At 51.5% G+C, this 20,953-nt stretch carries 18 protein-coding genes and 2 riboswitches; of the genes, 10 read left to right on the top strand and 8 right to left on the bottom strand.

Going from position 1 to position 20,953, the window contains the following annotated elements:
• Positions 1-28 precede the first annotated feature (28 nt).
• The gene (locus AC1WNR_RS12845; RefSeq protein WP_481644891.1) at positions 29-1,240 is read left to right on the top strand and encodes an MFS transporter; all 1,212 of its coding nucleotides are present in this window, start codon (positions 29-31) and stop codon (positions 1,238-1,240) included.
• Here AC1WNR_RS12845 and AC1WNR_RS12840 read toward each other — a convergent pair.
• Positions 1,218-1,895: a haloacid dehalogenase type II gene (locus AC1WNR_RS12840; protein WP_481644890.1), complete on the bottom strand. Its 678-nt coding sequence runs from the start codon at positions 1,893-1,895 to the stop codon at positions 1,218-1,220. The genes AC1WNR_RS12845 and AC1WNR_RS12840 overlap by 23 nt on opposite strands.
• A gap of 89 nt (positions 1,896-1,984) precedes the next feature.
• On the opposite strand from AC1WNR_RS12840, the gene AC1WNR_RS12835 reads away from it, so the two are divergent.
• Entirely contained in the window at positions 1,985-2,770 is a 786-nt protein-coding gene (locus AC1WNR_RS12835; RefSeq protein WP_481644889.1) for a 2-keto-4-pentenoate hydratase, read from the top strand.
• Between the two features lie 175 nt (positions 2,771-2,945).
• Here AC1WNR_RS12835 and AC1WNR_RS12830 read toward each other — a convergent pair whose 3' ends face one another.
• Positions 2,946-4,445, bottom strand: a complete 1,500-nt coding sequence (locus AC1WNR_RS12830) for a CoA-acylating methylmalonate-semialdehyde dehydrogenase (RefSeq protein WP_481644888.1) — start codon at positions 4,443-4,445, stop codon at positions 2,946-2,948.
• Between the two features lie 187 nt (positions 4,446-4,632).
• Here AC1WNR_RS12830 and AC1WNR_RS12825 point away from each other — a divergent pair, with 187 nt between their 5' ends.
• From AC1WNR_RS12825 to AC1WNR_RS12810, 4 genes are all read left to right on the top strand, one after another.
• Entirely contained in the window at positions 4,633-5,511 is an 879-nt protein-coding gene (locus AC1WNR_RS12825) for a LysR family transcriptional regulator (protein WP_481644887.1), read from the top strand.
• 14 nt (positions 5,512-5,525) lie between these two features.
• Complete coding sequence (locus AC1WNR_RS12820) at positions 5,526-6,320, top strand: 2-oxoadipate dioxygenase/decarboxylase family protein (protein WP_481644886.1); 795 nt, start codon at positions 5,526-5,528, stop codon at positions 6,318-6,320.
• Between the two features lie 9 nt (positions 6,321-6,329).
• Positions 6,330-7,277, top strand: coding sequence for a ketopantoate reductase family protein (locus AC1WNR_RS12815; RefSeq protein WP_481644885.1), 948 nt, complete (start codon positions 6,330-6,332; stop codon positions 7,275-7,277).
• A gap of 67 nt (positions 7,278-7,344) precedes the next feature.
• Complete coding sequence (locus tag AC1WNR_RS12810; protein ID WP_481644884.1) at positions 7,345-7,962, top strand: transglycosylase SLT domain-containing protein; 618 nt, start codon at positions 7,345-7,347, stop codon at positions 7,960-7,962.
• A 108-nt stretch (positions 7,963-8,070) separates the two neighbouring features.
• On the opposite strand, the gene cobA is transcribed toward AC1WNR_RS12810, so the two are convergent.
• On the bottom strand, positions 8,071-8,922 hold the full coding sequence (gene cobA / locus AC1WNR_RS12805; protein ID WP_481644883.1) for a uroporphyrinogen-III C-methyltransferase: 852 nt from the start codon (positions 8,920-8,922) through the stop codon (positions 8,071-8,073).
• A gap of 193 nt (positions 8,923-9,115) precedes the next feature.
• Between cobA and AC1WNR_RS12800 the strand changes: the two genes are divergently transcribed.
• The 3 genes from AC1WNR_RS12800 to nirD all read left to right on the top strand — a co-directional run bounded on the left by AC1WNR_RS12800 (position 9,116) and on the right by nirD (position 13,530).
• Positions 9,116-10,366 (top strand): nitrate- and nitrite sensing domain-containing protein, encoded by a 1,251-nt coding sequence (locus AC1WNR_RS12800; RefSeq protein ID WP_481644882.1) that lies wholly within the window; start codon positions 9,116-9,118, stop codon positions 10,364-10,366.
• 301 nt (positions 10,367-10,667) lie between these two features.
• Positions 10,668-13,196 (top strand): nitrite reductase large subunit NirB, encoded by a 2,529-nt coding sequence (nirB, locus tag AC1WNR_RS12795; RefSeq protein ID WP_481644881.1) that lies wholly within the window; start codon positions 10,668-10,670, stop codon positions 13,194-13,196.
• A gap of 10 nt (positions 13,197-13,206) precedes the next feature.
• Entirely contained in the window at positions 13,207-13,530 is a 324-nt protein-coding gene (nirD, locus tag AC1WNR_RS12790) for a nitrite reductase small subunit NirD (protein WP_481644880.1), read from the top strand.
• Between the two features lie 57 nt (positions 13,531-13,587).
• Here nirD and thiD read toward each other — a convergent pair whose 3' ends face one another.
• The 3 genes from thiD to thiM are packed head-to-tail and all read right to left on the bottom strand — an operon-like array spanning position 13,588 to position 15,781.
• A complete protein-coding gene (thiD, locus tag AC1WNR_RS12785; RefSeq protein ID WP_481644879.1) occupies positions 13,588-14,382 on the bottom strand; it encodes a bifunctional hydroxymethylpyrimidine kinase/phosphomethylpyrimidine kinase in 795 nt (264 codons plus the stop codon).
• Positions 14,379-14,999, bottom strand: a complete 621-nt coding sequence (gene thiE / locus AC1WNR_RS12780; RefSeq protein ID WP_481644878.1) for a thiamine phosphate synthase — start codon at positions 14,997-14,999, stop codon at positions 14,379-14,381. Before thiE ends, thiD begins: the two co-directional genes overlap by 4 nt.
• Complete coding sequence (gene thiM / locus AC1WNR_RS12775; protein WP_481644877.1) at positions 14,996-15,781, bottom strand: hydroxyethylthiazole kinase; 786 nt, start codon at positions 15,779-15,781, stop codon at positions 14,996-14,998. The genes thiE and thiM overlap by 4 nt, the downstream gene beginning before the upstream one ends.
• Before the next feature lie 44 nt (positions 15,782-15,825).
• Positions 15,826-15,914: riboswitch (TPP riboswitch) on the bottom strand.
• Positions 15,915-15,988: 74 nt separating this feature from the next.
• Positions 15,989-16,091: riboswitch (TPP riboswitch) on the top strand.
• 80 nt (positions 16,092-16,171) lie between these two features.
• Between thiM and thiC the strand changes: the two genes are divergently transcribed.
• Positions 16,172-18,052, top strand: a complete 1,881-nt coding sequence (thiC, locus tag AC1WNR_RS12770; protein WP_481644876.1) for a phosphomethylpyrimidine synthase ThiC — start codon at positions 16,172-16,174, stop codon at positions 18,050-18,052.
• A gap of 367 nt (positions 18,053-18,419) precedes the next feature.
• On the opposite strand, the gene AC1WNR_RS12765 is transcribed toward thiC, so the two are convergent.
• A complete protein-coding gene (locus AC1WNR_RS12765; RefSeq protein WP_481644875.1) occupies positions 18,420-19,856 on the bottom strand; it encodes a glycoside hydrolase family 32 protein in 1,437 nt (478 codons plus the stop codon).
• On the bottom strand, positions 19,853-20,938 hold the full coding sequence (locus tag AC1WNR_RS12760; protein WP_481644874.1) for an ABC transporter ATP-binding protein: 1,086 nt from the start codon (positions 20,936-20,938) through the stop codon (positions 19,853-19,855). The genes AC1WNR_RS12765 and AC1WNR_RS12760 overlap by 4 nt, the downstream gene beginning before the upstream one ends.
• Positions 20,939-20,953: the final 15 nt, after the last annotated feature.

Genomic DNA, 20,953 nt, shown 5'->3' with positions numbered 1-20,953 from the left:
GAGAGAAATTCGGTTTGGAAATTAGCTTGTGACCAAGCGCACTTCAATTGCACCTGAATGGGTCGTTCTCTTCGCCGGCATCGTAGCCGCTTTTCATATTGGTAAGTTAGCACCCGCTATCCCTGTACTTCAGTCCGAGATGGGTATCTCGTTGGTTGAAGCGGGTTTGTTGCTGTCGTTAGTTCAGTTTGTCGGTATGAGCTCTGGTGTATTTTGGGGCTTTGCGGTTGGGCGTATTGGGCTGCGCCGGGCTGTGCTGACGGGGCTATCGCTGCTAACGGTCGGTAGTTTTCTGGGTGGTTTTTCGACCGGCTCAACGATGATGCTTCTACTGCGGGTAGTAGAAGGGCTGGGGTTCGTGCTCGTGGTGTTGTCTGGGCCGGGTTTGATGCGTGCGTTGGTGCCGCCAGCACGGCTAAACCTCGCGATCGGTTGGTGGGGCACCTTTATGGGGCTGGGTGCCGGTGGCGCGATGTTCCTTGGCCCTTTGCTGCTGGAGTACTTTGACTGGCATATCTGGTGGTGGGCCAGTGCGGTGCTTACGCTAGTTTCGTTAATTTGGGTGCGCGGACAGATCAGTCCGGCGGTGGATCAGAAACCCAAGGGGAGTACGCAAGCGGGTTTTTTGGGGCATCTGTTTGAAAATCTTGGGCATGTCCTTCGTAAGCAGAGCCCTTGGTTACTGGCGATCATGTTCGGGGCTTATTCAGGCCAGTGGCTGGCAGTCATCGGATTTCTACCGACTATTTATGCCGAAGCGGGTATTAGCGGCCTATGGATCGGACTGCTCACTGCCCTGGTTGCTATGATGAATGCAGTTGGAAATGTGTTGGGTGGACGCTTGCTTCACAGAGGGTTTGGGGGCGAGCGGCTTATTATGCTCGTCTTTGTGTTAATGGGCTGTATGACCTGGCTGGCCTACTCGCCGCTATTTTCAGGTTTAGTCTGGCTACAATTTGCGGCGGTACTGAGCTTCTCAGGGATCGGCGGTATTATACCGGCAGTGCTCTTTGCCGTTGCCGTGCAGCGCGCACCAAGGCCGGATCTGGTGCCTACAACTATCGGTTGGGTGCAGCAGGTGTCTGCCTTTGGGCAGCTCAGCACACCACCGCTGTTTGCTTGGGTGGCCGTGCAGATGGGTGGTTGGAGTTACACCTGGTGGATGACTGGTCTGCTCTCCTTGGTTGGCGTGATGCTGGCGCTGCGGCTCTCTCAGCTTAGCCAGCGTCCAGCGCAATAATCTGCTCGACTAGCTCCGTCATCGTTGTGGCAAAGGCATCTGGCTTTAAGTACTGCGCGTGGTAGGGTGCGCCTGAACGGTCTATATAAGCAGCCTGCATGCCCGCGCTCAGTGCCCCATGTGTATCCCAGTCATGGGTGGCGATGAGTCGCAGCTGCTCTATCGGTTGTCCGAGCTGTTCGGCAGCAAAGTGATATACCTTCGGATCGGGTTTGAAACTACCGGTCGACTCTACCGAGATGCGCTGATCAAAAAGCTCCATCAAACCTGAATTGCTGATCTGGGATGTTACCAAGTTGATCGATGAGTTGGTGAACGCGACCGCGCGGTAGCCAGCGGCTTTCAGTTTCTCCAACGCCGCTCGCATATCCGGGTGAGCGGGTAGGGTAGCGAAAGCGCCCAGAATCTCCTGTTTGGCGTCGGCGCTCAGCGCTAGCTTCATGCGCGCTGCCAGTGTCTCCAGCATGATCCCGGCCAATGAGCCGAAATCGCTCTTCACGCCCGTTAACGCACAAACATTGGAGCTGTGCAGCAGCATAGAGAACCAGGTTGCGGTAATCGCTTCACTGCCAAAATGCTTGGCAAACAGGGGCTTCAGCGAGCTGAGATCGAGTACGGTTTCATTGATATCAAACAGGATGGTATCGCGTTTCATTTTCACACTCTAGTCTGTTGGCTTATCTCTGTTTTCCACTGTACACCATCTGCTAAGCTGAGCGTCATCGATTTGAGGAGATCCCTGGGATGAAGCTTGAGAGTGCACGTGCCGCCGCAGAACTTCTGGATAGAAGCTGGAAAGCGGGTGAGGTGATAGATGCTATGCCTGACGCACTGCGTCCGACATCACGCGATGAGGGTTATCAAATTCAACAGCAGCTCGAAGGCTTCTCCAGCCGGCCGGTGTTTGGTTGGAAGATCGCGGCAACCAGTGCTGCAGGGCAGGCGCATATTGGTATTGATGGTCCAATAGCTGGCCGAGTGTTTGCAGAGACCGTATATCAGGATGGTGACGCAATACCCTTTGGTGCCAATCGCATGGCCGTGGCTGAGGCTGAATTTGCGTTCAAAATTGGGCGCGATCTTGAGCCGCGTGAGCTCCCTTACGAGATGGTAGAAGTGCTCGAGGCGGTATCAGATCTTCACCTAGCGATAGAGACACCTGACTCGCGTTTCGAAGATTTTGTCACGGCTGGCGGCCCGCAACTAATCGCCGACAATGCCTGCGCCTACAACTTCATTCTGGGCCCTAAAGCGCCAGAGGTTTGGCGTGAACTAGATCTGGCTGCGCATGAGACGGTCGGGCGGGTAACCGGTCTGCCGGATGCTCCGGGTAAGGGGTCTAACGTGTTGGGCGATCCACGAGCTGCGCTAGTGTGGCTAGTGAATGAGTTGAGCTCGCTCGGAATTACGCTGCAAGCCGGTCAGATCGTTACAACCGGAACCACTACCGTACCCATGCCGATCAAGCCGGGTGATACGGTAGTCGGAGATTTTGGGATTCTAGGGCAGGTGAGTTGCTCGTTTATTTAGGAGCGAAATAGGGCGAAGCCCTATTTCGCGGGAGACTAGCTTGACCCTGGGTGGTCTGACTCCATTTGTAGTTCAAGCAAAGTCGGGAAATACGCATTCGCGAACACCCCTCCTGCATGGACCAATAAAAAAGGCGACTCTCTTATGAGGTCGCCTTTTTTAGTTCAGCTATCGCTTATTTCATTGTAGGCATAGAGAACTCTGGGCCTGCGCTTAGGCCGGTTGGCCAGCGTGCAGTGATAGTCTTCATGCATGTGTAGAAACGTACGCCATCTGGACCGTGCATGTGCAGTGGGCCGAAGAGTGAACGCTTCCAGCCGCCGAAGCTGTGGAATGCCATAGGTACTGGGATTGGCACGTTTACGCCAACCATGCCGACCTGCACGTTTTCACAGAAGTTGCGAGCAGTGTCACCGTCACGGGTGAAGATCGCAGTACCGTTACCGTACTCGTGGTCGTTGATCAGTTTCAGAGCCTCTTCGTAGCTGCTTACGCGAACAACCGCCAGTACTGGGCCGAAGATCTCTTCGTTGTAGATGCGCATGCCAGGCTTAACGTTGTCGAACAGGGTTGGGCCAACGAAGTAACCGTTATCGTGATCAACAACTTTGAAGTTGCGGCCATCAACGACCAGAGTTGCACCCTCTTCTACACCTGAATCGATGTAACCTAGAACTTTATCTGCATGTACACGGCTTACCAGAGGGCCCATATGTGGCTCTGGAGAGGTCATGCCGTTACCGACAGACATCTTCTCGATCTCTGCAGTCATATCTTTGATCAGGTGATCAGCAACTTCGTCGCCTACACATACCGCAACAGAGATCGCCATGCAGCGCTCACCAGCAGAACCGTATGCCGCACCCATCAGCGAGCTGATAACCTGTGATGGTTCAGCATCTGGCATTACGATCATGTGGTTCTTGGCACCACCTAGGGCTTGTACACGCTTGCCGTGCGCGCTCGCCGTTGAGTAGATGTACTCAGCGATTGGAGTAGAACCTACAAAACTTACCGCCTGTACCGCTTCATCAGTCAGTAGAACGTCTACCGCTTCTTTGTCGCCGTTTACGATGTTGAATACACCGTCTGGCAGGCCTGCTTCTTTCAGCAGCTCAGCGAGGCGCATAGTCGTGGAAGGATCTTTCTCAGAGGGCTTCATTACGAAGGTGTTACCACAGGCGATTGCAACTGGGAACATCCACATTGGAACCATTGCTGGGAAGTTGAACGGGCTGATGCCCGCACACACACCCATTGGCATCATCTGGCTGTAGCTATCTACTCCACGGCCAACGTTCAGGCTGTGCTCGCCCTTCTGCAGGTGAGGGATACCACAAGCAAACTCAACAACTTCCAGACCGCGAGTCAGTTCGCCTTTTGCGTCAGAGAATACTTTACCGTGCTCTGATGTGATCATCTCAGCAAGTTCATCGGCGTTCGCTTCTACCAGCTCTTTAAACTTGAACATCACGCGTGCGCGCTGTAGGGGAGTGACTTTGCTCCAACTCTTGAATGCTTCCTGTGCTGTCGCAATGGCAGTACGCGTTTCGTCTGCAGTTGAGAGCGCAACTTCTTTTGTCTGCGCACCAGTAGCGGGGTTGTATACAGGTGCTGTACGACCTGAGTTTGAAGCGACGTGCTGGCCGCCGATGAAGTTACCCACGATAGACATGCTGTGTCTCCTTTGTTTGTATGCGGCTATTAGACAGCATCAAATATGTTGCAACAATAGAAAATGTTTTGTGTATGATGTATCAAAAATGATATATCTTGTAGGGGTGCAGTAGGAGCCCCCTCCAAGAGGTGGCGATTTTAGGGTCGCGTGCTGCGCTCGCTCCTACACAGGATGTGGAGATCTTATGCAACCTAGAACATTTAATTGGGAAGATGCGCGCTATTTTCTGGCGGTGGCGCGTAGCGGCACCTTGGGCAGGGCCGCAGAGAGTCTGAATATCTCCACTATTACACTGTCGCGCCATCTCTCCTATCTGCAGCAGCGCACTGGCACACCGCTGTTCACGCGTCACTCTAAAGGGTTGAAACTCACTGATGAGGGAGTACGCCTGATGGAGTATCTTGAGCGGGCCGAGGCCGAGATAGAGGCCGCGGGTGAGATTTTCGGCACAGATACCAACTCCGTTAGCGGTACCGTGCGTATCGCTACTCCCGAGGGTTTTGCGCTGCGTGTGCTGACACCAAATCTTGGGCGTCTGCTGGATCCGAACCCACAGCTTCGCGTGGAAATTGTACCGCAGTCACGTGGATTTTCCTTGTCTAGGCGTGAGGCGGATATAGCTGTGATGGTGGGTAAGCCAAGCGAAGCTAAGCTCGACTCTATTTTACTCGGCGGCTACAGTCTTGGGCTCTTTGCTGCGCCGAGCTATATCGAGAAACAGGGAGCACCAAAGTCACTCGACGAGCTTGGGCAGCATCGGTTGGTGGGTTATGTTGAGGATCTGCTATTTTCCGAAAAACTGAATATTCCCAAGGCCGTCTATACTGCATGGCAATCTCAGGCGGCAATCTATTCGCCGATTGGTCAGGTGGAGGCGGTCAAAGCAGGTTTGGGTATTGGAATGTTGCACCGCTTCTTGTTATCGCCCGCTGACGACCTTGTCCATCTGCTGCCCGAAGCTGACCGTGAACGTGAGTTCTATCTCGTCTACCATCAGAGTACGGAGCGCATCCCGCGTATTCGTGCGGCGATCGATTTTATCTCCAGCTTAAGTGTTGAATAGCGTATAAAGGTACTATGAATACAGATCAGTTTTTCGATGCGCTCTGGCAGGATTATCTGTATCTCGCGCCGCAGGCGCAGATCATTCAAGACCTCTTTGCCAGAGAGAGTAGAGTGGTTAATGACCACGTCGCTTTTCGAACTTTCGCACAAACGCCTGTTGAACTTAATCGGCTCGAACCGCTGCTGTTGGCGTTGGGCTACCAGGTTCAAGGGCAGTACCGTTTTGAGCAGAAAAAGCTGCGTGCGCGCTCCTATATTCATCCGCAATCGGGTGTACCGAAGATTTTCCTGTCTGAGTTGTTGGTCAATGAGTTAAGCGAGGGCGCGCAAGCCATTCTGGCGGCTTATACTGAGCAGATCTCTGATGCAGTTTTAGATAGCACTGTTTTTTACTCAGGGCGGGCTTGGGCTATGCCAACTTGGGCTGAATATCAGGCTCTGTTAGCCGAGAGCGAATATGCCGCTTGGTTGTTGGCAATCGGGTTACGGGCCAACCACTTTACGATCAGTGTAAATCATTTAGAGAACTACAGAACGCTGCAGCAGGTTGTGCAGGCGGTTAAAGAGGCAGGTTTTGCACTGAATACCGTCGGCGGTGAGATAAAAGGCTCATCTGAGGTGTTCCTTGAGCAAGCCTCGACACTTGCAGATAAGCAGCAGGTTGAGTTTGCTGACGGCGATGATCACCTGATTGCAACCTGTTTCTACGAGTTTGCGCTGCGCTATCCTCAATCCGATGGAGCTCTGTTCCAGGGCTTTGTGGAAGGGAACGCCGACAAAATATTTGACTCAACCAACAGCCGATAGGGAGCTGTGATGAATGACGTAATGATTCTGGGTGCTGGTGCTGTGGGCTGTCTGGTGGGCGGCCACCTGGCTGCACAGGGCTATTCGGTGGAGTTGGTTAATCGCTCGGCGGCTACATCTGAGGCGATCGCGAAGCGTGGTTTGTTGATGGAGTTGGATGCCGGCAATCAAACTGTTCAGCTCTCAGCTGCGCAACTCGACAGTGCCAGTGATGCGCGCTTTGTGATGCTCGTCACCAAAGCCTATCAAACCGAGGCGGCGCTCAATGCTGTGTTGCCTAAATTGAGCCCCGAGGCCGTCATAGTGACCCTGCAAAACGGCTTGGGAAATGCTGAACGTTTGGCTGAGCTGAGTGGGCGTGAAGTGTTGCAGGGCGTCACACTGATTCCATCAACGCTTGTTGCACCGGGTCATGTCCGGTCGCACGGTGCACACACTAGTTGGCTGGGCCCGCTAGATCCGCAAAACGCAAAACAGCAAGCCGCGGGACAAGAGCTTGCGCAGATGCTGAACGCCTCAGGATTGACCACTGAGTACGAGTCAGAGGTTCGCACCCGAGTATGGCACAAGGCCTGTTTCAATGTGGCGATGAACGGTATCTGTGCCCTCGCGGATGCTCCGCCAGGGCTGGTCTACCGAACGCCTCAGTTGATGAGTCAGGCACATGCGCTGGCTGACGAGGGCATTGCGGTGGCGCACGCCGAGGGTGCCATGGTCGATGCAGGTGCGCTGCATACCATGATTGACTTCGCAGCGCAGGAGCACACTTACCATCAGCCCTCCATGCTGCAGGATGTGCGAGCTGATCGCGAGACAGAGATAGAGTCACTCAACGGCTATATTGTTGCAGCCGCTGCACGCCACAATATCAGCGTGCCGCGTAATGAGTTGATTTACGGTTTAGTTCTCGCGCGGCAGGCCTCCAAAGCGTTCTGGGTCACTCAGCCCTCTAGTTGAATCAAAAGTAGGTCGGCTTTCAAGCCGACTATATATTGGTTAATTGTCGCCTCAAGAGGCGACCCACATGGATATGGGTTTCATGAGAGCTTTAGGGTTTTTATTAGGGACATTGTTGCTAGTGGGCTGTGCTACCAGTCCGCCCTCTAATGTTGAGAATGCCTGCTATATCTTCCAGGAGAAGCCAGACTGGTTTGATGCTTCACTGGATGTGGAGAAGCGTTACGGGCTACCCATTCAGGTTCAGCTAGCCATCATGCGCCAGGAGTCCAGCTTCAAGCATGATGCCGCTCCGCCACGCGATACACTCTTGGGTATCCCGATGTGGTGGCGTATCTCCAGCGCCTACGGCTACGCGCAGGTTAAAGATAGCACCTGGGATTGGTACAAGGATAAGACCGGTCGCTGGTTTGCTAGTCGCGAGAATTACGCAGATGCAGTCGATTTTATGGGTTGGTACACAAGTATTTCGCAGCGCACGCTGGGAATCTCCAAGTGGGATGCCTATAACCAATATCTGGCCTATCATGAGGGCCACGGCGGCTGGAAAAAGAAGAGCTACAACAAGAAGCAGTGGTTGATTGGTGTGGCGAAAAAGGTTGAGCGCAACGCGCAGATGTACGGCGCACAGTTGAAAAACTGTAAAAGCAGCCTGGGCTCCTCATCTTGGTGGTGGCCTTTTTAGGCAGTTCCAATCCCGTTTATGAGCGCAGCTTGCTGCGCGATGAGAGACCGAGAGCAACAATCGTGCACGTTAAGTGCGCTCCTACAGGCGAATCATCCAGAACTCAGTTTACTGAGCGATTACCGTCGTCTTGTCTGTGAGAAGCGGGCGCTGATTTACCACCTCGCCAATGTAGATGAGTGTCGGTGCTTTAAGCTGGTGCTTCTCCACAGCCTGGGCCATTTGTGCGAGAGAGGTCTTTACCGTACGCTGTTCCGGCAGTGTACCGTTCTCTACCAGCAAAACCGGATGCTCGCTTGGCAGGCCGGCCCCCAGTAGGCCTGCGCTGATCTGTGCCACCTTTGAGAGCCCCATATAGAAGACAAGCGTTTCGCCAGATTGAGCCAGCTCCCGCCAGTTGTGAGTTCTCTCGCGGCTAAATTGGGCTGTTACCAAGCGAAGGCGCGGGGCAATCTCCCGCTCTGTAAGTGAGAAACCCAGGTTAGCTGCAGTTCCAGATGCCGATGTGATGCCTGGAACAACGGAGTAGGGGATGTCAGCTGCCAAAAGCGCATCTAACTCCTCACCTAGGCGGCCAAAAACCAGTGGGTCACCGCCTTTGAGGCGCACTACTTTATGGCCCTGCTTTGCCAGGTGCACTATAAGGGTGCAGATTTCAGCCTGACTGGATGAGTGTTGCCCCGCTCGCTTACCGACATATATCTGCCGAATAGAGTCCGGAAGCTCGGCTAACATTGCCTGGCTGACGAGGGCATCGTAGACGATAACATCGGCCTCCAGCATTAAGCGCCAAGCTTTACGTGTGAGCAACTCCGGATCGCCAGGACCTGCACCCACCAGATCTACGCGCCCCGATTTGTTGCTAAATAGGCGTTTAAATCCGCTAAAAAGCGTGTTTCGTGCAGATTTGTTGGAATCATTCAGGGTGCGTGCGTAGCGATTCAGACTGAGTGCTGACATGGGAAACTCCAATAAAAAAGCCCAGCGCTCCGTTAGGGAGTGCTGGGCTTCATTGCCCGATGTTCAGCTTTGCCAGCTGAACACCTAAATAGATTGTTACTACTGTGTTAGCAAAGGGCGTGCCGAAACTGAAAACAGCATTGATGTTGGAACGTGCTTTGCAGTGGATGCACTATTCGACGATAGAACTTAAATGGCTGACATGAACGGATATCTAAACTCTGCTGAACAGCACCTTCTGGCTGCAAAGGATGCGGCAATTGCCAATCTGAAAGAGCTTGAGTCTAACTTGGAGTGGCTTAGCGCCGCCTGTAACCTGATTCATCAACTGCAGCGCGAACGTGGACTGACTAATATCTGGTTGGTTAGTGAAGGCGCGCGTAAGCGGGCGGAGCGCGAGGCTCAGTTGAAACTGGCTGATAAGGAGTTGGAGCGGTTCTGCGCGCAAATTTCGGATTCAACTGACTCGGGCAGACTAGCGAAGGAGCCCAAGCTTTTGGCATCGCTAGCTCAGTTGATGCTATCTCTATCCACGCTGGCGCATCACCGCACTGAAATTCAGGCGATGAAGCTACAGCCACTCGACGCTACGCTGGGGTATAACCACCTCATCCAACAAATACTGACACTGATCTTCGATCTAGCCGAAACCGCTCGGGAGCCCAAAACCGCCCGTGCAATGATCGCTCTGGTTCATCTAATTCAGGTGAAGGAGCTAGCGGGTCAGGAGCGCGCCTGGACAGCGATTGGTTTTGCCCGCGGTAATTTCGTAGAGCGGTTGTGCCAGCGCTTAGCGCGCAATCAATCTGACACGGCTCAGATGATCGCAATTTTTCAGCAAAGTGCTGCCCAAGAGCTGCTTACCAGTTGGCAGCAGATAGAGGCTAGCTCGCTTTTTAGTGAGATGACACAACTGCGAGGGCTGCGCACGCAACTGTGCAAGGGGCAGAGTATCGATCCGGCAATTGCAGAGGCCTGGTATGACAAAGCAACGGAGTATATTGATCAGTTAGCCTTGCTTGAGGCAAAAGCGATTCAGCTACTTGACGCCGAGTGCCGGATGCAGATCGATGATGCGCAACGCTCTAAAGTGAAGATTGAGAGGCATCTGCAAGAGCTGATCCCGAGTAAACCTGTAGATCCGTTGTCACAGACATCAGCCAATGATGCGGCGATTGTTGGTACCCAAGGGTCGCTCTATCAGCTTATTAGCGAACAGAACGCTCAGATCCAGCAACTGCAGGTCGATTTGACGCGGGCGCGCACAGCTCTGCAGGAGCGTAAGCTGATCGAGCGAGCAAAAGAGATTCTCAAACAGCAGATGAAGCTCGACGACGATGCTGCATATCGTCAGTTGCAGAAAAGTGCGATGGGCTCAGGTCGTTCGGTCGCGGATGTGGCGGCGAGAGTGCTGGAGGCCATGGCAAAACAGGTGGAAAAGTAAAAATCCAATTGCACTACTCTGGTGCAAGTGAGCGATTTAGCGGCGCAAACTGGAGCAGAAATGCGGCAACTCTCGTAAGTTAAAAAAGCGCTTAACTGATGAAAATGCAGTAGATACAGGGGTTTAGGTTGGTCTGGCACGAGCGTTGCTAAATCGAGGCTATTAGGTAAATAGGTGAGCAGCGAAGCGAAACCTAAATGACATAGCCCGTTGAACTCGGGCCCCGGACAAAGGCGTCCACAGAGACTGATGAGAGTCAGCTTCTGTGGGCGTTTTTTTTTCGCAAAGTAAGAGGTGCAGTATGAGAGTAGTAGTCGTCGGAAACGGTATGGTGGGTCACCACTTCGTTGAGGCTTTGTTAGATCGGGCTGCGCCCGGTCAGATTGAGTTAAGCGTGTTCGGCGCTGAAGCCTTACCCGCCTATGATCGCGTGCATCTCTCTGAGTACTTTCAGACTAAAAGCGCTTCGCAACTGATGCTGGCAGATGCTGCGACATACCAAGAGCGTGGCGTGAAACTCTATCTCAACGATGCGGTTGAAAGCATCGATACGGTCGCCAAAACGGTGAAATCATCGGCTGGAGTTACGGTGGAGTACGATCAGTTGGTATTGGCCACAGGTTCTTACCCTTTCGTGCCACCCATTATCGGCAATGATCGCGAGAATACCTTCGTTTATCGCACTATCGATGATCTCGAAAAGATTACTGCAGCCGCCGAGAAGGGCGCCAAAGTAGGCGTTGTTATTGGCGGTGGCTTGCTGGGGCTTGAGGCTGCCAAGGCGTTGAAGGACCTGGGTATGCAAGCGCATGTTGTCGAGTTTGCACCACGCCTTATGGCGGTGCAGCTCGATCAAGGTGGCGGTGACTTGCTGAAACAGAAAATAGAGGACCTCGGCGTTGGAGTGCATCTTTCTAAAGCGACCAGTCAGATTGTTGATGGTGAAGCGCACCTTCATCGGCTCGAATTCTCAGATGGAACCTCACTTGAGACCGATTTGATCCTCTTCTCTGCGGGTATCCGCCCTGAGGACAGTCTGGCCCGTGAAACCGGGCTAGAACTTGGCGAACGCGGTGGTATTAAGATCGACAATCAGTGCCGTACGAGTGATGCAAGCATCTATGCCATTGGCGAATGTGCGCTCTGGGAGGGTCGAATTTTTGGTTTGGTGGCCCCGGGTTACACCATGGCGAAAGCCGCCGCTGACCAGATTGTTGGCACGCCAACAGAGTTTGCTGGAGCTGATATGAGCACCAAGCTCAAACTGATGGGCGTAGATGTAGCATCCATTGGTGATGCTCAGGCACAGACACAGGGTGCGCGCGTCTACACCTATTACAACCAACCAGATGAAGTGTACAAGAAGCTAGTAGTCAGCCAGGACAACGAAACCCTTCTCGGGGCGGTGTTAGTCGGTGATACCGAGGATTACGGAACGCTGCTGCAGTATAAACTCAATGCCATCGCGCTACCTGAATTTCCTGAAGCGCTGATCCTGCCTCATCGTGGAGATGATGCGCAGACAGGTCTGGGTGTCGCTGCACTGCCAGAAACCGCTCAGATCTGCTCTTGTCACTCAGTGAGTAAAGGTGATGTGCGTCAGGCGGTGCAGGGCGGCTGTTGCTCAGTAGGTGATGTAAAAGGTTCGACCAAAGCGGGCACCGGCTGTGGGGGCTGTGTGCCCTTGCTTACGAATCTGGTGAACCATGAGCTTGAGGAGCTAGGCGTTGAGGTGTCACGCGATATCTGCGAACACTTCCCGCACACGCGTCAGGAGCTCTACCACCTGGTGCGTATTGGCGAAGTGAAGTCCTTCGCTGAGATGCTGCACAAACATGGTAAAGGGGATGGGTGCGAGATCTGTAAGCCGGCGATCGCCTCGATTCTGGCAAGCTGCTGGAACGACTATGTGCTGGACGATAAGCATATCAGCCTGCAGGACACCAATGACATCTATCTGGGCAACATGCAGAAAGACGGTACCTACTCGGTTGTACCGCGTATTGCCGGCGGGGAGATTACCCCGGATAAATTGATCGTGCTTGGTGAGGTGGCGCGGGACTTCGATCTCTACACCAAAATCACCGGTGGACAGCGTGTCGACCTGTTCGGTGCTCAGCTGCACCAGTTGCCGCAGATCTGGAAACGTCTGGTTCAGGCCGGGTTTGAAACCGGCCATGCCTACGGGAAGTCAGTGCGTACAGTGAAGTCCTGTGTAGGTAGCACCTGGTGTCGCTACGGTGTGGATGACTCGGTTGGCTTGGCGATCGATATTGAAAATCGCTACAAGGGTGTGCGTGCACCGCATAAGATCAAATTTGCTGTTTCGGGTTGTACGCGCGAGTGTGCCGAAGCTCAGTCTAAAGATTTCGGTGTTATCGCAACAGAAAACGGCTGGAACCTCTATGTCTGTGGTAACGGCGGGATGAAACCGCGTCACGCAGACCTTTTCGCCACCGATCTCGACCGCGACACCCTTATTCGCTACATCGACCGTTTAATGATGTTCTATATCCGCACTGCGGATCGCCTGCAGCGCACGTCAGTCTGGATGGATAACCTTGAGGGCGGTCTGGACTATCTACGAGAAGTAATAATTGAAGACAGCTTAGGACTGTGTGAGCAGCTTGAGGCTGAGATGGCTCTGAATATTTCCAACTATCAATGCGAGTGGGCCACAACCCTGGATAACCCGGACCGACTGAAACGTTTCAGTCACTTCATCAACTCAGACGAGACTGATGCGAATCTTAGCTTCGTTAAAGAACGCGAGCAGATTCGTCCGGCAACTCCAGAAGAGAAACTACAACTGATTGCTAAAGCGAGCTGAGGAGATGGACATGAGCTGGACTAGCGTCTGTAAATTGAACGATATCGCACCTGATACTGGTATCTGTGCCTTGGTAGCTGGTGAACAGGTGGCGGTGTTCCGCCAAGCCTCAACAGATAGGCTGTTTGCGGTTGGGAACTACGATCCCGTCGGCAACGCCAACGTACTGTCACGCGGTCTGCTGGCGCAATTAGGTGATAAGTTCACCGTCGCTTCACCGCTCTACAAGCAGCACTACTGCTTGAACTCCGGTGTCTGCTTAGAGAATTCTGAACTGAGTATTCCGGTCTATGAAGTCCATAGCCGTGACGGCGTGGTTGAGGTGCGCATTTAGGGGGGAGGCGGCCTTTGCGGCGCTGTTGGCGTATCAAACACCAGCCGCGCCGGTCTATCAACTTCTTTTCCAAAAGTGATGAGTGGGTCCATGCCCTGATCCGACATCCAGCTGATCCGCGCTCTGAATCGCTTTCGTGAGATATTCTTTGGCAGATGACGTTGCGTCAGGAACTGAGTAGTCCTGTCCAATAAAAGTAGCTAAGGCTGAACTCAAAGTGCAACCGGTACCGTGAGTGTTCTTTGTATGGAAACGCTTCTCATCAAACCACATCAGCTCGGCCTCTGTGGCTAAAAGGTCAGGGCTCTCACTGCCCAAAAGATGCCCGCCTTTGAGGAGAACAGTTCCAACACCGAGTTTTAATAAGGCCTTAGCCTGACGCTCCATGACGAGTCGGCTATCGGCTTCTTTCTGACCAAGCAGTACAGCCGCTTCTGGAAGATTGGGTGTTAACAGCGTTGTTAGGGGCAATAGGGCATCTTTGAGTGCGGTTACTGCATCAGCATTCAGGAGTGAATCACCACTTTTCGCTACCATCACAGGATCAAGTACAATCGGGATATTTCGATCTATCAAACAGTCTGCGACGGTATAAATAATCTCGCTTGAGCCAAGCATTCCAATCTTTATTGCATCTACACGGATATCATCAAAAATCGCTTCCAATTGCATTCGGACTAGCTTTGTATCAACTAGATCTACAGCCCTGACACCGCTGGTGTTCTGAGCGGTAATGGCAGTAACTACGGACATTGCGTAACACCCTAACGCAGAAATCGTTTTGATGTCTGCTTGAATACCTGCTCCACCAGATGAGTCAGAGCCTGCAATAGTTAGAATGTTCTTGATCATGACTTGCTCCACTCTTGTCTTAGCTGTTCTACGGACTGTTTTGGGTTATCCGAGCGAGTAACCGCTGATACAACTGCTATACCGGTTACTCCAAGGTTTATAAGGGTTGGGATATCAGATGCTGACATTCCTCCAATTGCATAGGTTGGAATTGAGGACCGCTTCACAGCCTCTCTTAAACCCTCAAACCCAATAGGTGGAGCATGATCTGACTTTGTTTGAGTTGCTCTGATCGGACCAATGCCGAAGTAATCAACCAGTTGCTGATTCGTTTCGGTGATTTGCGAACTGTGTTCGATGGATAGACCCAAGAGTTGAGTAGAGGCCAGTGAAGCTTTAATCGCAGCTAGCTCACCATCGCTCTGACCAACATGAAGCCCACACTGGGGCAGCTCCTTAGCTATGGATACTCGGTCATTCAGAATCAACTCACATCCATATCCTTTGAGGTCTTTTATCAGTTGCACAGCGGTACTGAAATAGCCTGCATCGCTGATCTGCTTGTCACGATACTGAATTAAGTGAGCTCCACCTTCAGCCGCAAAATTAACCTGATCTCTTATCGACCAGTTTGATGCAGTGTCTGTGATGACATAGATCGGGCCATGTGTGTTCACGATTTAACCTGTGAACGACTAGTCACATCATCTCCGGAGAGAGACGCAAGTGCGTCAATGAACTCTACCCAGAAAGAACCGGGTCCCTGACATTTATTGTCTGCAGTCTCTCCCGCAATGCCGTAATAAGCTATCGCGGCAACTGTTGCTTCATAGGATGGCTGACCGACACAGAACGCAGCGATAACGCCATTAAGAGAGCAGCCGAGGGTCGTCACCCGACTCATGTAATGGCTACCATGAGGGATCTCTACAATTCGCTCGCCATCGGTCACGACATCGGTTGGACCTGTGACAGCGACAACGGATCCTAACTGCCTCGCTAAATTGCGTGCAGCCTCAACCGCGGATTCTACTGAGTCGCGTCCATCAACCCCTTGGGCTGAACTTTCAAGACCTGCAAGGGCCATAATTTCAGACGCATTACCGCGTATAACCGTTGGCTTTAAAGCAAGCAATTGTTTAGAGGTTTGTTGTCTGTACTTGGTCGCACCAACGCCTACAGGGTCAAACACCCACGGCTTACTTTGGGAATTCATCTGCTTCGCTGCAATGCACATAGCGTCAACCCAGGCCGGTTCCAGCGTACCAATATTTACGGTTAGTGCATTTGAAATTGCGGCAAAGTCCTCTACTTCTTCTACGCTATGCACCATCGCAGGTGAGGCTCCCGCAGACAGCAAAACATTCGCCATACTGTTCATGGCGACAAAGTTAGTGATGTTGTGTACGAGCGGTGATGCAGAACGCATCTGATCGAGGTAGTGTCCGATAGTTTCCATGGTCTCTCCAAGGCCACAGAGAGACGGAAAACGCTAGCCTCATGGCTAGTGGATCCCCGACTCCCTACGCCAGCATTATCTGGTTCAGGTTCTAAGGGTGCTTCTCAGCCTTACGGCGCCCCTGTCGCGAATCACAATATATTTACCAAATCCTATTAATGCAAATAGAAAAACAATTGATTAGTTCCGTTTTCCTCTCTATCTTGAGTGAACTTGTCGGAGTGCCTTATTGGCTGAGATCGCACGTTGTGCGGGATCCGCAGAACCTGAACGGGTTAGAACCCGCGTAGGGAACAAGATTTCTTGATTCTGCAATTACCCTTTTCTTGGGTACGCCACGTATCTAATCGGTACCACTCGACAAGCAATCCAGTTAGCTCAGGAGTGCTTATGTCAGAAGATACAACATCCAAAAGCTCGCAATCAGATCAAGCGTCTGCGCGAGACTTTATCTATTCACTATCATCTAATCCTTTCCCAGGTTCAGAGCGAATCTATATTCAAGGCTCAAGGGCCGATATACGTGTTCCCATGCGGAAAATCAGCTGCAATCCAACACCGATTGCTGGTGAAAAAGATCCGTCAAATTGGGAGCAGAATGAACCTATCTATGTATACGAAACAGCGGGGGCTTACTCTGACCCAAATGAAACAATTGATGTTACGCAGGGGCTGGAGCCTCTCCGTGAAGCATGGATTGCTGAGCGAGAAGATACTGAAGTCTTGAACGCTTTAACGTCCGAATATGCTCGCCTACAGCAGGTAGATATTCGAGGGGAGGCTAAGCGTTTTCAAAAGCGTGTTCGTGTTCGTAAAGCCTTGAAGGGAAAATGCGTTACTCAAATGCACTATGCACGACAGGGAGTCATCACCCCTGAAATGGAGTTCATCTCCATCCGTGAAAATCAAAACTTGGAAGCGATTAAAAGCGAGTTGCTGCTCAGACAACACCCGGGACAGAGTTTTGGGGCCAATATTCCAGAGAAAATAACTCCAGAGTTTGTGCGAAAAGAGGTCGCAGAGGGTCGAGCAATCATACCCTCTAATATTAACCATCCTGAATCGGAGCCAATGATTATAGGGCGAAATTTCCTGGTAAAAGTGAACTCGAATATTGGTAACTCCGCTGTAACGTCTTCGATAGAGGAGGAGGTAGAAAAGCTTGTATGGTCCACTCGATGGGGGGCTGACACCCTAATGGATCTATCGACTGGAGATGATATCCATCAGACGCGTGAATGGATCATTCGAAATTCGCCTATACCAATCGGAACAGTTCCCATTTATCAGGCATTAGAAAAGGTTGATGGGATTGCGGAAAACCTCAGTTGGGAAGTTATAAAAGATACGCTTATTGAGCAAGCTGAGCAGGGCGTAGATTACTTTACGATTCACGCAGGGGTGCTGCTTAAATATGTGCCGATGACTGCCAACCGTTTAACTGGAATTGTCTCTCGCGGTGGTTCCATCATGGCCAAATGGTGCCTTGCGCATCATCAAGAAAACTTCCTTTACACTCACTTCAGAGAAATTTGTGAAATTTGTGCTGCCTACGATGTAGCTCTATCTCTGGGTGATGGGCTGCGTCCAGGTTCAATCATGGACTCAAATGATGAGGCTCAATTCAGTGAACTTCGAACACTCGGTGAGTTAACGAAAATCGCTTGGGAATATGATGTGCAAGTCATGATAGAGGGCCCTGGCCATGTTCCGATGCAGCGTATTCAGGAAAATATGACTGAAGAGCTAAAGCACTGTCATGAGGCGCCATTCTACACTCTAGGACCACTGACGCAGGATATAGCGCCGGGCTACGACCACTTCACTTCAGGGATTGGTGCAGCTCAAATTGGTTGGTATGGATGTGCCATGCTCTGTTACGTGACCCCCAAAGAACACCTGGGTCTGCCTAACAAGGAAGACGTGAAAGAAGGCCTAGTAACATACAAAATCGCAGCTCATGCTGCTGATCTAGCCAAAGGATTCCCCGGAGCGCAGATCAGAGATAATGCGCTGTCAAAAGCTCGATTTGAATTCCGCTGGGAAGATCAATTTAACCTATCACTCGACCCATACAGGGCTAGGGAGTTTCATGATGAGACAATGCCAGCACCTGCGGCAAAGGTTGCACACTTTTGCTCGATGTGTGGGCCTAAGTTCTGTTCAATGAAAATAAGCCAGGAGGTTAAAGCGCTTGCAGAAACAAGGGCTGAGGGCTTTAAAGAGATGTCTGAAAAGTACGAGAAGCTGGGCTCATCGCTGTATCTCTAGTAGTCAGAATGAAGGGGCGACGTTTTTGTCGCCCATTTGAATAAAGATGAGTGGTCAAAGACGACCCCTCTCGGCCGTTTTCAGGATCTGAGTATATGAGCAGTTTTGGTCTTAATCCAGACGATAATTGCCTTTTAATCTGTGACTAAGCGGCCAGTTTCGATCCCTATTAAACCGGCTAACGCCACTTAGGACAGACCACAGGGATCATCGCGGATAACAATCCAATATGCCTATATCAGTTAGGGCTAGTCTCCAAAACTGCACACTCGAGATCCTAATCTTATCCATTGAAGAGACAATTACTGGGAAGATTAAGGTGCAAGTTTTTTAAAGCAGCGAGATCGGGGGAACTCGCAGCTTTGACTCAAGCAATCAAAGCTTCTGCATGTTCCTCTAGTAAGCACTCGCCCTCTATTCTACGGATATGCAGAGGAGCGCCCGCTTCCGAGTAGGTAACAAGCTGTGTAATGGACATTAAACCACCCCCTAGCAAGACCTCGAGTGAATTTTGATCGGTAGTCCATTCAAGTCTCAGTGAGCCAGTTGCGGGTAATTCACACGAATATTCGTGGTCGAACAATCCCTTAAAAGTGGCTTCCCCTTGCGCTGAAGCTCGCAAGATATCAAATCTGTAGCGAGACTCATCGAGGGTCACTCTCAGGTCAGCACTCGCGGGATCAAAGAACGACAGTTCTACAGAGGTACCGGTAGCTAAGTTCAAGTGAGCATAGCCAGTACGCGCGCCTGTGTCAGTTTCAGCACACCATGTGTCATTAATTAATACTGATGAGCTAAGTTGATTTGTCGGCGCAGTTAGCGCTGAAAACTGTTGTTTCATGCGTACGCCGTCTCGCTGCTGAGAAAGCGTAAGCGTGCGAGCAGACGACATACTGCCTCGGTATGAGCTAGCTGGAAATTGGTTGGCGTATTTCCAATTACTCATCCACGCAATAGCAAGCCGTTGTTTCTCTGGCGCGTCAGACCAGCTCTGCGCAGCGTAAAAGTCGCGCCCCTCATCCATCAAGAGAATGGTTTCAGGCGGGTTCTCGTTGATAAAATTTTTACCATCGAACTCGCCCACAAAATACTGTGTAAACGAACCGAACGCTTCTTCACTGGCTCCGAGTCCTATAACAAGTACCCAACGTTTTTCTGTCGTTCCTTCAACTTGAAGCTGGAATAAATCTGGGCACTCCCAAGGGTGTGCAGTATGAGCTCCATGACCTTCACCAAAGCGACTACAAAACTCCCAATCCAACAGGTTAGATGAACGATAAAAGTGCACTTCCTGGCTAACAGCCAGAGACATAACCCAGTGCTGTGACGCTTCGTGCCAAAACACTTTTGGATCGCGAAAATCTGATTTTCCAATTGTGCTTATGACCGGGTTTTTAGCGTATTTAATCCAGCTTCTACCGTTGTCGTGACTGTATGCAATACACTGCTCCTCAATGTAGCCCCGATCAAAACCTGGAGCATCACGATGACATGTATAAATAGCCACGAGGCCTGGTTTATCGGGAAAAAGCCCTGAGGTATTGTTAATATCGACCACCGCGCAGCCTGAGAAGCAAGTGCCTAAGTCATCGGGCCAGAGTGCGATGTCAAGGTGCTCCCAGTTAACTAGGTCCCTACTCACAGCATGTCCCCAGTGCATCGGGCCCCAAACAAGGCCGTCAGGGTGATACTGGTAGAAGAGGTGATATTCACCCTCAAAAAAGACAAGCCCGTTCGGATCGTTCAGCCACCCTGCGGGCGGCGTGAAATGCGCCTTGGGGCGAGTGTCAGTTAAAGTATTCATGAATTTGATTTCCGTACATCGCGAAACAGATGGGCCTGAGTTGGGTCAAATGTAAGGCTGACTTCCTGGTCCTCTGCGAAGATTGCATCCTCAGCTACTGATGCAATGATTCGACTCTCATCCTTGAGACTTAAATCCACGACCGTCTCTGTACCCAAGCGCTCGGTAATCACTACTTTGCCGTGCAGTTTACCTTCATGTGTATCAGTACAGAGGGTGAGATACTGGGGGCGGAGGCCTAATGACAGCTGCTCGCCTATGGTAGGCGCGTCTATAGTTGATGGTATCCAAATAGGATCTAGAGAGTTGCTTTGAACCTCTACTTCGCCCTCGCGGACAGCATTGACGCGCACTTCGATAAAGTTCATTGAGGGTGAGCCGAGGAAACCGGCGACAAATTTATTGACCGGGTTGTGATATAGATCCATCGGTGCGCCAATCTGCTGAACCTCGCCATCTTTAAGGACAACGATCTTGTCAGCCAGTGTCATCGCTTCCACCTGATCGTGAGTTACATAGATCATGGTAGCGTCCAGCTGTTTATGAAGTTTGCTGATCTCCATTCGCATATCCATACGTAGTGCCGCATCTAGGTTGGAGAGGGGTTCGTCAAATAGGAAGACGCTGGGCTGGCGTACAATGGCACGTCCGATAGCGACCCTCTGACGTTGGCCTCCGGATAGCTGACTTGGACGTCGGTCGAGTAGATGCTCCATCTTCAGAATTCGAGCTGCCTCATTGACCTTCGAGTCTTTCTCCTCCTGTGAGGCTTTAGCAATCGTGAGTCCAAATGCCATATTTTCGCGCACGGTCATGTGCGGGAAAATGGCGTAGCTCTGGAATACCATCGCAATTTTACGATCCTTGGGCTCAAGCTCGTTAACCACATGGCCGCCAATCTCTAGCTCACCGTCGGTGATATCCTCGAGTCCTGCGATCATTCGCAGCAGCGTTGATTTGCCGCAACCGGAAGGGCCGACAAACACAACGAACTCGCCATCATTGATCTCGATGTCCACGCCTTTGATAACCGGTGTATCGCCGTAGGATTTCTTAACTTTACGTAGTGAAAGATTTGCCATCTTAATTCTCTTAAA

The sequence above is a fragment of the Marinobacterium marisflavi genome, from assembly GCF_982447095.1.
The sequence above is the reverse complement of the archived record's forward strand: the minus strand, read 5'-3'. Positions and strand labels throughout refer to the sequence as shown.

Excerpts from the sequence above, each read along its gene's own strand:
- AC1WNR_RS12820 (WP_481644886.1), top strand. The coding sequence starts at position 5,526 with ATGAATACAGATCAGTTTTTCGATGCGCTCTGGCAGGATTATCTGTAT.
- nirB (WP_481644881.1), top strand. The coding sequence starts at position 10,668 with ATGAGAGTAGTAGTCGTCGGAAACGGTATGGTGGGTCACCACTTCGTT.
- AC1WNR_RS12765 (WP_481644875.1), bottom strand. The coding sequence starts at position 19,856 with ATGAATACTTTAACTGACACTCGCCCCAAGGCGCATTTCACGCCGCCC.
- nirD (WP_481644880.1), top strand. The coding sequence starts at position 13,207 with ATGAGCTGGACTAGCGTCTGTAAATTGAACGATATCGCACCTGATACT.
- thiM (WP_481644877.1), bottom strand. The coding sequence starts at position 15,781 with ATGGAAACTATCGGACACTACCTCGATCAGATGCGTTCTGCATCACCG.
- AC1WNR_RS12810 (WP_481644884.1), top strand. The coding sequence starts at position 7,345 with ATGGATATGGGTTTCATGAGAGCTTTAGGGTTTTTATTAGGGACATTG.
- thiD (WP_481644879.1), bottom strand. The coding sequence starts at position 14,382 with ATGATCAAGAACATTCTAACTATTGCAGGCTCTGACTCATCTGGTGGA.
- thiC (WP_481644876.1), top strand. The coding sequence starts at position 16,172 with ATGTCAGAAGATACAACATCCAAAAGCTCGCAATCAGATCAAGCGTCT.
- AC1WNR_RS12840 (WP_481644890.1), bottom strand. The coding sequence starts at position 1,895 with ATGAAACGCGATACCATCCTGTTTGATATCAATGAAACCGTACTCGAT.
- AC1WNR_RS12830 (WP_481644888.1), bottom strand. The coding sequence starts at position 4,445 with ATGTCTATCGTGGGTAACTTCATCGGCGGCCAGCACGTCGCTTCAAAC.
- cobA (WP_481644883.1), bottom strand. The coding sequence starts at position 8,922 with ATGTCAGCACTCAGTCTGAATCGCTACGCACGCACCCTGAATGATTCC.
- AC1WNR_RS12835 (WP_481644889.1), top strand. The coding sequence starts at position 1,985 with ATGAAGCTTGAGAGTGCACGTGCCGCCGCAGAACTTCTGGATAGAAGC.
- AC1WNR_RS12760 (WP_481644874.1), bottom strand. The coding sequence starts at position 20,938 with ATGGCAAATCTTTCACTACGTAAAGTTAAGAAATCCTACGGCGATACA.
- AC1WNR_RS12815 (WP_481644885.1), top strand. The coding sequence starts at position 6,330 with ATGAATGACGTAATGATTCTGGGTGCTGGTGCTGTGGGCTGTCTGGTG.
- AC1WNR_RS12800 (WP_481644882.1), top strand. The coding sequence starts at position 9,116 with ATGGCTGACATGAACGGATATCTAAACTCTGCTGAACAGCACCTTCTG.
- AC1WNR_RS12825 (WP_481644887.1), top strand. The coding sequence starts at position 4,633 with ATGCAACCTAGAACATTTAATTGGGAAGATGCGCGCTATTTTCTGGCG.